At 43.7% G+C, this 12,298-nt stretch carries 12 protein-coding genes; 6 read left to right on the top strand and 6 right to left on the bottom strand.

Annotated elements, in window-relative coordinates:
* Position 1: 1 nt before the first annotated feature.
* Positions 2-2,167, bottom strand: coding sequence for an MFS transporter (locus tag N5J47_RS06565; RefSeq protein ID WP_279960660.1), 2,166 nt, complete (start codon positions 2,165-2,167; stop codon positions 2-4).
* A gap of 197 nt (positions 2,168-2,364) precedes the next feature.
* On the opposite strand from N5J47_RS06565, the gene N5J47_RS06560 reads away from it, so the two are divergent.
* Complete coding sequence (locus tag N5J47_RS06560; RefSeq protein ID WP_279960659.1) at positions 2,365-4,992, top strand: ATP-binding protein; 2,628 nt, start codon at positions 2,365-2,367, stop codon at positions 4,990-4,992.
* Between the two features lie 54 nt (positions 4,993-5,046).
* Here N5J47_RS06560 and N5J47_RS06555 read toward each other — a convergent pair whose 3' ends face one another.
* From N5J47_RS06555 to surE, 3 genes are all read right to left on the bottom strand, one after another.
* Positions 5,047-5,976 carry a LysR family transcriptional regulator gene (locus N5J47_RS06555; protein ID WP_267979091.1) on the bottom strand — a complete coding sequence of 310 codons (930 nt, stop codon included), beginning with the start codon at positions 5,974-5,976 and terminating at the stop codon, positions 5,047-5,049.
* Between the two features lie 395 nt (positions 5,977-6,371).
* Positions 6,372-7,205, bottom strand: a complete 834-nt coding sequence (locus tag N5J47_RS06550; RefSeq protein ID WP_279960658.1) for a peptidoglycan DD-metalloendopeptidase family protein — start codon at positions 7,203-7,205, stop codon at positions 6,372-6,374.
* Between the two features lie 110 nt (positions 7,206-7,315).
* On the bottom strand, positions 7,316-8,092 hold the full coding sequence (surE, locus tag N5J47_RS06545) for a 5'/3'-nucleotidase SurE (RefSeq protein WP_279960657.1): 777 nt from the start codon (positions 8,090-8,092) through the stop codon (positions 7,316-7,318).
* Between the two features lie 103 nt (positions 8,093-8,195).
* Here surE and N5J47_RS06540 point away from each other — a divergent pair, with 103 nt between their 5' ends.
* The 4 genes from N5J47_RS06540 (at position 8,196) to N5J47_RS06525 (ending at position 11,010) form a co-directional block, all read left to right on the top strand.
* Complete coding sequence (locus N5J47_RS06540) at positions 8,196-8,567, top strand: hypothetical protein (RefSeq protein ID WP_267979088.1); 372 nt, start codon at positions 8,196-8,198, stop codon at positions 8,565-8,567.
* 151 nt (positions 8,568-8,718) lie between these two features.
* Entirely contained in the window at positions 8,719-9,120 is a 402-nt protein-coding gene (locus N5J47_RS06535; RefSeq protein WP_279960656.1) for a hypothetical protein, read from the top strand.
* A gap of 114 nt (positions 9,121-9,234) precedes the next feature.
* Positions 9,235-10,383 carry a D-alanyl-D-alanine carboxypeptidase PBP5/6 gene (gene dacC, locus N5J47_RS06530; RefSeq protein ID WP_267979086.1) on the top strand — a complete coding sequence of 383 codons (1,149 nt, stop codon included), beginning with the start codon at positions 9,235-9,237 and terminating at the stop codon, positions 10,381-10,383.
* Between the two features lie 90 nt (positions 10,384-10,473).
* Positions 10,474-11,010 (top strand): gamma carbonic anhydrase family protein, encoded by a 537-nt coding sequence (locus N5J47_RS06525; RefSeq protein ID WP_279960655.1) that lies wholly within the window; start codon positions 10,474-10,476, stop codon positions 11,008-11,010.
* Between the two features lie 9 nt (positions 11,011-11,019).
* Here the strand turns inward: N5J47_RS06525 and N5J47_RS06520 are convergent, their stop codons facing one another.
* Positions 11,020-11,445 carry a type II toxin-antitoxin system VapC family toxin gene (locus N5J47_RS06520; protein ID WP_279960654.1) on the bottom strand — a complete coding sequence of 142 codons (426 nt, stop codon included), beginning with the start codon at positions 11,443-11,445 and terminating at the stop codon, positions 11,020-11,022.
* On the bottom strand, positions 11,442-11,666 hold the full coding sequence (locus N5J47_RS06515; RefSeq protein ID WP_279960653.1) for a hypothetical protein: 225 nt from the start codon (positions 11,664-11,666) through the stop codon (positions 11,442-11,444). Before N5J47_RS06515 ends, N5J47_RS06520 begins: the two co-directional genes overlap by 4 nt.
* Positions 11,667-11,809: 143 nt before the next feature.
* On the opposite strand from N5J47_RS06515, the gene N5J47_RS06510 reads away from it, so the two are divergent.
* On the top strand, positions 11,810-12,298 hold the full coding sequence (locus N5J47_RS06510; RefSeq protein WP_267979082.1) for an NUDIX hydrolase: 489 nt from the start codon (positions 11,810-11,812) through the stop codon (positions 12,296-12,298).

The following is a 12,298-nucleotide window of genomic DNA, read 5'->3' as shown; positions in this document are numbered from 1 at the left end:
GTTATTCACCTTTCTGCTGTGTTATCTGGTTTTCATGGTCACGCAACAGTTTCGCAACCCAAACCACTAAAATTAAAATGGGAATACCAATCAATGTGGTCATCAAAAAGAAATTTGGATAACCGATATTGCTGACGATTGTTCCTGAATATCCCCCTAATAATTTAGGGGTAAGTGTCATCAGGGAACTAAAAATTGCATATTGAACCGCTGTAAATGACACACTAGTCAGACTGGATAGGAATGCGATAAAGGCCGCTCCCGCCAAACCTGAGGCCAAATTATCGATAATAATCGCCATATACAGCCATAAAGAGCTGTAGCTTTTAATCACCTTACCCTTGATCTCAACATTCTGGGTTGATTTCGGGTCAATCAATGGTATGTCCTGCATATCAACATCAAGTTCATTGTTCAGTGTCAGATGACTATTTGCCTGATAGTGATGTGCGGTAGATAACAGGCTACGCTCTCCATCCAGCAACTGTGCTTTAAGCTGTTTGGAGGGTGAAGCCAGCAGTTTATCTGCACCAACAACTGCGCTAAAAACCCCATTTTTATCCAGTTTTGCATCAAAACTTTCCCCGTCCAAATCAATCACAATCTTCTGGGTGGCTGTTAAAGGCTCACCGAAATATTGACCTTTGACGACGATGCTGCTGTTATGCTCATGCAAGGTAATTTGATTATTACTGGTTACAGGCAACAATTGCATAGCTGCACTCTTGCCATCACCCACCAAATAAGGCTGGGCAATGACCACAGGTGGCTCATTGTCTTTATCTAAATAGGATGCTGTGACCTCAATTTGTTTCGCCTTACTCAGAACCTGAGTTGGAACATCTAATTTCCAGTAACCCACCTCATCCGCCAGTACCTGATAATGTTGACTACCGACTTGCACTTCAACCTGATCCAGTGGTTTTCCAGATTTAACCAGACCGATAAAAATCAGGTTGGTTGAGCTTGCCAACACCGCACCGACAAACATCAGCTTCATAATGTTCATGCGCTGCGCGAGTAGCCCTCCCAGAAAGCCCCCCACCAAACTAAACAGAACACCATAAATCTTGACCGCTTCGGCAATCTGCTCTTTACTAAAGTTCAGGTCCTGATAGAACACATTGGAAATCACCCCTGCAATAATGTCAGAGATACGGAAGAAACCAATCAACAGTAATAAAACCAAAGCCAGTTTTACGCCATAGCGTTTAAAGAAATCCAGAATGGGCGCAACCCATGTTTCTTTTGCCATCTGCTGATTGACGACACCCATTTTCACCAATGTAGTGCCTACAAATAGCGCTGCTGCTGTGGCGGTTAAAAAGCGCAATGCCTCCAAGCCAAACAATGCGGCGGTGTCTTTAATCGCCGCGGATTTAGTCATTGCTTCCGTGACATTGCCTGAATAGATATAGCTCACCACAAAGGTTGCCACGGCAATAAAGAACACAAATACCAAGCGATAATAGTCTGTGGTTTTATAATGTTTATAGACACGATTGACTTGTGGTTCACGAATAATGAGGGTAGTCACAATTCCAACCACCATGACGGCAGCCATGGTTAAATAGGTATATTTCCAGGCCTCATAGATGTAGTTGCCTTTTGCGGTTCCCATATAAGCCGCTAAAAATAATGCACCTGCACCTGCAACGATCATCCCGATGCGATAACCAGCGTTATAGGTCGAAGCCAAAACCGTTTGCATTTCAGTTTCAGCAAGCTCAATACGGTAGGCATCAATCACAATGTCCTGTGTTGCCGCTGAAAACCCCAATAGAACCGCACCCACTGCCATTTGAACCAAATAGCCTTGCCCAAGTGCTGGGTCAGAAAATGCCATGATACAAATTGCACAGATAATTAAACACTGGGCAATCAGCAGCCAGGCCCGACGACGACCCAAAGTTTTGGTCAAGAACGGCACAGGCAATTCATCAATTAAGGGTGCCCACACAAACTTAAAGGAATAACCCAAGGCAGCCCAACTAAAAAAGGTCACTGCACTCTTATCAATGCCAGCCTCACCCAGCCACAGCGATAAACTGGAAAAAATCAGTAGAATCGGAATCCCTGCCGAGAAACCCAGAAATAACATAATCAGGGCACGGCGATCCCAAAATGCCTTAAATGCAGATGCCCACCCAGTGGCTTGAGTTGTCATTGGTTATTATTTTCCATGAACATGCGTGAATGTGCCTATTCAATCGTGTCTTGCGCCTGCTTGCAAGTTGCTTTATGCAATCAAATAAAGTCATTGTTTTGTTTTGTCGATAAAAAACACAAGTTCGCTTGATCTTTGGGGTTAAACCCGTATAACGTTAATTACCCACATTTCGTTTTATTTGTTGGATAGCAATAGTGACCCAAAAACTCGATCAAATGACTGCAACAACTTTATCTTCAACACCAACAAACACGATTACAGCAAAAATCAATTCATTTCCAAGTGCTTTTGAACAGACGGACATCCAGGCAACCCTACTTAAAACGGCATTACATGCACACCAACTGACGCATACGCCAGATTTGGCTGAAATTCCAAGTTCAACCAAACGAATTAAGCCACTGAATAATTTTTTAGGACAGGATCGCGCCCGCGCCTCAGTCGAAGCAGGGATTTCTTTACCCTATTCAGGCTATAACATTTTTGCCGTGGGTACGGCTGGTCTTGGTAAACGAACCATGATCAAGCGTTTGCTCCAACAGCACGCCAAAACCATGCCTACCCCTGATGACTGGGTCTACGTCAATAATTTCAAGAATCCAAGACAACCGATTGCCTTGCGCTTTCCAGCGGGACAAGGCACTAAATTCCAAAATGCCTTGCAGCAGGCATGGCAAGTTATCTTAAAGCAGTTGGAACGCCGTTTTAGTGCGGAAACATATCACAACCGTATTGAACGTATCCGTCAGGATACGGGTGATGTACAGCAACAGGCACTGGTTGAACTGACCAAAGAGGGCGAGGAACTCGATTTAAAATTGATTTCCCGCAATGACAAGCATGTCTTTATTCCGATGCAGTTGAAAGACAATGAATATCATGAACTCACCCAAAATGACCTGAACGCATTAACGAGCAAGGAACGTGCTGAAATCAACTCCAATATGCGTTATATGGAGAAAAAACTGGAACGTTTGGGTTTACATCTGGGCGATCTGGAAGATGATGCACGGGATCAGGTGTCCAGCTTAAACCGTGATATTGCCACCCAGGTGGTGATGCCCCGTATTGAACTGATTTTAAACAAAAATAAGGAGGTTAAAGGTCTCGATATTTATTTAAAACAATATGCAGAAGACATCATTGACAATGTTGAGTTGATTTTAGAGCAAGAGGAAGATGACTTTACCCCTGCACTGTTCAACCGCGTACCCTCACGCTATCAGGCCAATGTCATTATTGCCAATAAACCAAATAGTGGCGCACCCGTTATTTTTGAAGATTTTCCAACGCACTACAACTTACTGGGTCATGTAGAGCAACTGACTCACAATGGTACGATCACTACCGATTTCACCCTGATTCGTCCTGGTTCACTGCATCGGGCCAATGGCGGCTTTTTGATGCTGGAAGCGGAACAACTGCTGGAGCAGCCTTATGCGTGGCAAGGTCTGAAACGTGCCTTAAAATCTGGACAACTCAAGCTTTCTTCACTGGAACATATGCTCACCCTCACAGGCAGCATCTCCATTGAACCTGCATCTGTTCCACTTGATATTAAAGTGGTTTTATTAGCCGAACCTGAAATTTATTATGAAATTCTGGAAGTAGAACCTGAACTTGGCAGTGTCTTTAAAATCCGTGCCGACTTTACCGATACATTACAACGTAATGACAGTAACGAACAGGCTTATATGCAGTTGATTGCTGACTATGTTCAGGCAGATAAATTACTTCCCTTTGACCGTTCTGCACTAGCCGCATTGCTTACTGATTCCAGCCGTCAGGCTGAGGATCAAAGCTCTTTATCATTACATGCCTCAACCCTTGGTGACCTGATCCGCGAAGCGCATCACCATGCCTTTAAAGCGGGTGACAAGATTGTCACCGACCAGCATGTCAACCAGGCCCTGCATCATCGCCAATATCGTTTAGGCTATTTACGTGAACTTTACTGGCAAGACCTGTCTCGTGGTACGCAGTTGATTGAAACTTCTGGGCATCGTCTCGGTCAAATCAATGCCCTTTCTGTGATTCACTATGCCGATGTTGAGTTTGGCTTACCTTCTCGCCTGACCGCCTCTGTTTATCAAGGTGGTGGCGATATTCTGGATATTGAACGCAGTGTAGAGCTGGGTGGTTCATTGCATGCCAAAGGCGTATTGCTCATGTCGAGCTTCCTAAAAGCCCACTTTGGCCGTGAACAAATCCTGCACTTCTCTGCTGCCTTGGCGTTTGAGCAAAGCTATGGACAGGTAGATGGGGACAGTGCCACCGTTGCCGAACTTTCTGCGTTAATTTCCGCGATCTGCCAAATCCCAATTGATCAGTCCTGGGCAATTACAGGCTCAATGAACCAGTTGGGTCAAGTACAGCCGATTGGTGGGGTGAATGCCAAAATTGAGGGCTTCTTTGATGCCTGTAAGTTGCAAGGCTTTACAGGCAAACAAGGGGTGATTATTCCACGCCAGAACATGCAACACCTGATGCTACGACAGGACGTGATTGAAGCAGTACAAACGGGGCAATTCCATGTCCATGCGATTGATACCATTGATCAGGCGCTGGAAATCCTGATGGCTCGTCCAGTTGGCACCCTCGACAAGAAAGGCCGATACAGTAAGAACTCCATCTATGCCGCCGTGATGGAACAGCTGGAATATTGGCAGGCCATTGAGGATGGCGAGGCTGTTGAAGAGGAACAGCACAAGAAAAAGAAAAAACGCAAGAAAAGCAAAAAGGCTGAAACAGAGACCAAAGCCCCCGAGGAAACGGTAGTCGAGGTTAAAACCCTTAAGGCCTTAGCTAAAAAACGTAAATAATCCATAAAAAAGCCATGCTCTCTTAAGCATCGCTTTTTGGTTTTATTGATCAGTTCAAGCAACGCCCTGCAAAGAACGCCCACCTGGTAACTGCACAAAATATTGTTTCAACGCATCAATACAGCGGTGTACTTTCATTGGATACTGTTCACGCTTGGAGGTTAAGGCATGCAAGGTATAGGCAGGCATGTGCCAGTCAGGCAACACCTCAACCAGCGTGCCATTAATCAGCTCTTTCTGGATATCCATGTATAAAATACGTGCCAGACCAAGTCCCTGTTGGCAAAGTGATTTTGCCACAAAAACATTGTTGGTGCCCAAACGTGTTTTCATGTCAACATTGACGATTTCCCCACTTAAACCGTGACGGAATGCAAAATGCTGATAGTTCTGCATTAAGGTGACTGGAAGCAGCTCATGATGACGCAAGTCTTCTGGACGGGTAATCGGTGGCGCCTGATTCAGGTAACTTGGTGAAGCGACCAATACCTGATCCACCCGAGCCAAAGGTACGGCGGTCACATGGTGGTCATCCACCCGTAGGCTCATGCGAATCGCAATATCAATACGCTCTTCAATCAGGTCAATATAGCGATGGTCTGCTTCAAAATGAATGGCCAATCCCTTATGGGCCGACATCCAGTGTGACAACGCTGGAATGACATGCAGCGCACCCAGCTCAGGCGTGGTTGCGATACGTAAATCTCCCACCAGATCATCACGCAATTCGTTAATACGGATTTTGCCACGCTCTGCCGCAGCCAGCATTTCCTGACAGCTCAAAAAGAATGCTTGACCCGCCTCGGTTAGACTCAGTTTTCGGGTCGAACGATGAAGTAGGGTGACATCCATTTCTTGTTCTAAAGATCGGATTTGTTGACTGACCGCACTGGTTGTAATGCCCAGTTCTCTTGCTGCACCGCTAAAAGAACTTTTTTCTACAACGCAAGCAAAGACCCCCATTGCACGCAATTGATCTAACATAGACTTCCCTCGTAATTTATTAATATGCTTATTGTTCTAATAAAAGCAAACAAGCCTAGTATACAGAAAAGTCTATTTGTGGAATAGCTATTATTAACAAATTGTTGAAAGTTTGTTAAATAACATTGTAGGGTCTGTTAACATTTCACAGGTGCTTGCGACAGAGGACATTTTTTAGACGGTACAAGGCATGGATTGCGAAACTTAGTAACTCTAAGTAAGCAAGACATAACGCAGGAGCGGCAAAAAATGTCCCTGTCCCGTAGGGTTATGGCTAAAACTTCCCTAAACCGCGTTATGAAACTTGACAAGGGTATCGCCATTGTCTACGTTTCATGCCTTGTTTATGTCGTTTTAGCCGATAACGCAAGGCATGGCTGAAATGTCAACAGACCCTAATTAGGTAAAACTGTTGTTGGATTCACAGGTTTACCATCTAGACGAACCTGAAATTCCAGCATCACACGGGTAGCGCCAGAAGAACCCATCTCTGCGATTTTTTGTCCTGCGGTGACATTGTCCCCACTCTTCACCAGCATCTTGCTGTTATGGGCGTATGCCGTGATGTAACCGTCAATATGCTTGATCAATACCAAGTTTCCATATTCTTTCAGACCATCCGCAGCATAAACCACCTGACCATTTGCAGCGGCAAATATTGGATCGCCCTCATTGCCGCCATAGCGAATACCTTTCACGTTACCCGCAAGATTAAAGCCCTGAATGACCGCACCATTTGATGGTTTTACCCAACGCAGGCTGGATGCCAGAGTTGAAGAGGATGGATTTACGGGGGCCACTGGAGCAACAGGCTGAGTTCTAGGAACCACAGGTTGCGGTTTTGGAACCACTGGCTGTTGTGCTGGCAAATTAATGCTCTGGCGCTGGATTGGAGCAGCCTGGGTAACCGCCTGGGTTGAGGTGGTACGCTGCGCCACAGAACCCTTTAAGCGTAAAGACTGGTTGACATAGATGCGGTATGGCGCCGCAATGTCATTCAATGCGGCAATATCCAGATAATTCAGGCCATAGCGATTTGCAATCCCACTCAAGGTGTCGCCTGAACGCACTGTATAGTAATTTGGTGCCTGTACATTGCGAACGCCACCATTCACCTGCGGTTTAGATGCACAACCAGTAACCACCGCTGTGAGTGTTACCACCGTAGACAGTACGATTGTTTTCATCATTTTTTGTGATAGAAAAATCGAAACATGATTTAAGTGCATCTTCGCCCTCATCGAAAAAACCTTAACTTATTTGCGCCTAAGAGTACCAAAAAAGTGAGAAAAAACGAGTTCTCACTTTCCATATTCACAAAGTTATAACATTTAGGTGCTTATTCAGGTCCATTCACATAGGTATGTAGATTGTCCAGTACCGCATAATTTGTCGCATCCATCTGGATTGGGGTGATGCTGACATAACCATTCGATACCGCAAAAAAATCAGACTGGATATGGCTGGAAGCCGACTGAGGATCAGTCACCGCCTCTCCAGCAAGCCCAATCCAGTACACTTGCCGACCACGCGGATCAACATGGCTGCTGATTGGCTTGGACTGCGCACGGCGACCCTGATAAGTCACCTGTGCCCCCTTGATCTGCTCAACATCGGGAATATTAATGTTAAAGATATGACGCGGTGGCAACACAGGCAGTCCTTTGGCAATGAAGTCATGCACCCATTGTGCCGCTTGCGCATAATGCTGCGGATGTTCATAGGAACGTACATTTGCACCCGCCAAAGACACGGCAATTGCTGGATGTTTCATCAATCTTCCCTCAAATGCAGCCCCAACCGTACCTGAATATAGAACATCATCGCCTAGGTTGGCACCACTGTTGACTCCACTGACCACAAGGTCAAATTCGAAATCAAACAAGCCATTCATGGATAAGTAGACACAGTCCGCAGGTGTGCCATTGACAGCCCAGACATCTTCGGAAATGGGGATGGGACGTAAGGGCCGATCTAGCGTTAAGGCGCTTGAATAACCACTACGCTCACTCTCAGGGGCAACCACCACAACCCGCCCCAAAGGTTTTAACGCCTGCGCCAAGGCTTGCAGTCCAGGTGCAAACACACCATCATCATTTGCAATCAAGATATTCACTAAGGTTCTGTCTCTTCAAAAATTACTGTGCAGTTTTTTCAATTGAAATATTCATTGAATTATATATATTTATACTTTCATAGTATTAGAAATTTATGCAGCCATGAGACATTTATCCAGTTTTGTTCGAGTTTTAGCGGTTAGTTTCACATTTCTTGCGGCACCAGCAGTTTTTGCTGACGCAGCTTCGGTAAAAGAAGCGGATGCATTGATTAAGGATGATATTGCCAATGCACAAGTGCTGATTGAGATGTGTCCCAACCTGATCGGTAAGAATGCAAAATTTGACCAGAATATCAAAAAAATGGTGGGTTCTTATTTGGGGAGCTACTCGGACAAGTCTGCTTCGCTTGAAAGCCTGCAAAAAGATGGTGAATTCAACACTTTACTAAAAGATGCCCGTCAAGCTGCCACAGAGGTTGATAAGGCTGAACAGAAAGCGGTATGTGAAGAAGTATTGAATTTTGAGGGCTAAACAGGCCATCCAGACATTAAAGTGGTTTTAGATATTGATATTTAAAACCACAGTTTCTCCATATTCCCTACAGCAAATATACAAATTTTTATCTGTTTTTATGCTATAAGTTGTTCAAATTCTTTAAGTCTTGTTTTGAGTTTGATTTCTTATGAAGAAAAATGTTGTAAAAACACTAGGTTTATCATTCCTCATCGCTGCCAGCACTTTTGTTCCTACCACATTTGCAGCAGACAAACAGCCTGAAACTGAAAAGATTGAAGTCACCCCAATGTCTGATGAAGTTTCCCCACAGGAACTTGCGGTCATTTATGTATTGTCTGAAACTTGCCCAACCTTGATTGGCAAGGATTTAAAGTTCAACAAGGCCTACGACACCCTGGTCAAGTCCTATTTATCCAATGAAAAAAATGCGGTTGAGATTCTCAGCAAACGCATGCAAACCAAGGAATATAAGGAACCCTTGAAAGAAGCCCGTGACATTGCCAAGGTAGCCTCGGATGAAGATAACCGTCAAATCTGTGATGATGTCCGTAATTATTATTCCAAGTAACCGATTTGCTACAATAGCATGATAAAAAGCCGACTTCGCCCATAGCAGTCGGCTTTGCTTTGTCCTAAAATGCTAGGCTCTTCTGCTTCATACAAGATATTGGAACCACCTAGAATGACTCAAAAAAGCGCTCTTGCTGCATTACTACTTTTGCCAAGCTTTTCATATGCAGCAACTGTCCTATCTGCTCCACCAGAATTAAATAATAAATCCTATGTGCTCATGGATTATGAGACAGGACAGATTCTCGCTGCCAAAAACGAAAATGAAAAACTTGCGCCTGCATCTATGACAAAAATGATGACAAGCTACATCATAGAGCAGAAACTTTTAAAGGGTGAATTGACTGAAGATGAACAGGTGCGGATGAATGAATCTGCATGGTGCCGTGGTAGCAGCACTGAATCGTGTATGTATGTACCACTCAATGGGACCGCGACTGTTCTGGAAATGCTGCGTGGTATTATCATCCAGTCTGGAAATGATGCCTCCAAGGCGGTTGCTGAACACGTTGCAGGCAATGAAGGCACATTTGCCCACATGATGAACCAGGAAGCCAAACGCATTGGCATGGTGAACACCCATTTCATTAACTCAACAGGAATGCCAGCGGAAGGACATTACTCAACTGCAAAAGATATGGCGGTCCTTGCCCAGCACATCATCAAGGACAGTTCCAAATACTATCCAATCTATTCTGAAAAAGAATTTACCTTTAACGGCATCAAGCAAGGCAACCGTAATGCCCTGCTTTACACTGACCCAAGTGTTGATGGCCTCAAAACAGGTCATACCGAAGAAGCGGGTTACTGCCTCACCACATCAAGCAAACGTGGTCCAATGCGCCTGATTTCCGTGATCTTTGGTACACCAAGCATGAATGAGCGTGCCAATCAGACACGTACCCTTTTAGCTTGGGGTTTTGCAAACTTTGAAACGGCTAATGTACAACCAGCCAATCAGGTGCTTGCAAAAGCCAAGGTCTGGTTTGGTAAGGAAGATGATGTTCAGATTGGTTTAGCTGAAAACTTCAACGTGACCATGCCGAAAGGTCAGGCTGACAAAATCAAGACCCAGCTTGTGGTACAGCCTAAATTGAATGCACCTTTGGCAAAAGGTCAGGTCGTTGGTAAATTGGTGGCCAGCCTTGACGGTAAAGTGATTGCTGAAAAACCACTGGTTGCACTCAAACCTGTGGAAGAAGCTGGCTTCTTTGCCCGTATGATTGACCATATCAAGATGTTCTTTAGCAACTTGTTCTAATTTTAGAATTGCCAAATCAGGCACCCACACACTTTAGTCTGGGTGCCTTTTTATTTTATAATTCATCCATATTTTATTTTGATACTGACCATGACCAAGAATATCCGCCCTTATCTCGACCACCGTCCAGAAATTGATCCAAGTTGTTATATTGATGAAATGTCTGTGGTCATTGGTGACGTAAAACTGGCAGAGAATGTTTCAGTATGGCCTTTCGCCGTGATTCGTGGAGATGTCAACTCCATCCAGATTGGCAAAAATAGCAATGTACAGGATCATTGCATGCTGCATGTCAGTCATAAGAATCAAGCTAAACCGAATGGTTCACCACTGATCATTGGTGAGGATGTGACGGTTGGGCATCATGTGACTTTACATGGTTGCACCATTGGCAACCGAGTTTTAGTCGGAATCAATACTGTTGTTTTAGATGATGTGATAATTGAAGATGACGTCATGATCGGTGCTGGCAGTCTGGTGCCACCCCGTAAGGTATTAAAAAGTGGTTATCTTTATGTTGGTAGTCCAGTACAACAAATGCGTCCACTGACTGAAAAAGAACTGGAGTTTTTACCTTATTCAGCACGTCATTATGTGAAAGTGAAGGATAATTATAAAAATAACTAAACCAAGATTTTAGTTATCCCAAGGATTACATAAAGGAATATCAATTTTCTCAAAATCTTTGATATTTCGAGTTACCAAACCTAAATTATAATGTAATGCTGTTGTTGCAATAAATAAATCTGGTTGTGAGTAGGTATACCCTTGTTTGCGACCTTGTTCCAATAAAATACGCCATTTCAATATAATTTCTTCATCAAGAGAAAGTACACGATTCATAAAAAATGGACGTAACTCTTTATCCAACCAAATACTTAAAGCTTGTTGTTTTTGTATATCAGCAATTCTTTCTATTCCAAAACGAATCTCAGCGAATGTAATCACACTCACAAATAAAGATTCGTTACGTTGTTCAGCAATAAATTTTAAAACTTGTGGGTGAGGCTTGGAACGACGTAATTCAGAGAGGATATTCGTATCTAACAACCAACCTTTCACAAGTTAATTTCCCGAATAGATGAATATTCAGGCTCTACTTGTGTTAGCTCAATTTCTTTATAAGGTGAGTTTTGCATAACCTCAATCAGCGATACCGTTTTTTCCTGACGTTGTGCTATCACTTGTCTTAATAATGTTGCGATCGCAGATGATGATAATAACCCTGCATGTCGTGCTTGCTCTACAATATCGTCAGGTAAATCAAGTATAATTGTTGTCATATCAAACTCCTCTCATAATATTAAAATAATATAGCATAAATTTTGATCGTCAAAATTACATTAAAAAATTGAATACATTTTGAATCATAGCCAAAAACCCTCAAATTTTGTAGAATACGTTTTTTAAAACCATGGTGCTTTCTATGACCGCTTGGACACCTCATGTCACAGTTGCCACTGTTGTGGAAAAAGATGGACGTTTCCTGTTTGTCGAAGAACACAGCGAAGGCTTTGTACATACCGTGTTTAACCAGCCTGCTGGTCATATCGAATGTGGTGAAACCATTATCGAAGCAGCAATACGTGAGACCTTAGAAGAAACAGGTCATCACGTCGAAGTTGATCACTTGCTCGGTATCTATACGTATACCCCACCGATGTTTCCTAACCGTACTTACTACCGTTTTTGCTTCTTGGCACACGTCACTGCTGTAGAAGAAAATGCGCAACTGGATACAGGTATTGTTGGTGCAGTGTGGATGAATCTGGACGAGTTACAAGAATCAGCGCGTGCGCGTAGTCCATTGGTTTTAAAAGCAGTTGAAGATGCCCTTGCTGGCAAAAAATATCCTTTATCGCTTATTTATGAGCACCCTTTCTCTCCCTCATTAACCTCTCATTTGGACGCTTAA

This window comes from Acinetobacter sp. GD03645 (genome assembly GCF_029845285.1).
Lineage (GTDB): Bacteria > Pseudomonadota > Gammaproteobacteria > Pseudomonadales > Moraxellaceae > Acinetobacter > Acinetobacter corruptisaponis.
Note: the sequence above shows the minus strand (reverse complement) of the source record. Positions and strands in the feature narration are given on the sequence as shown.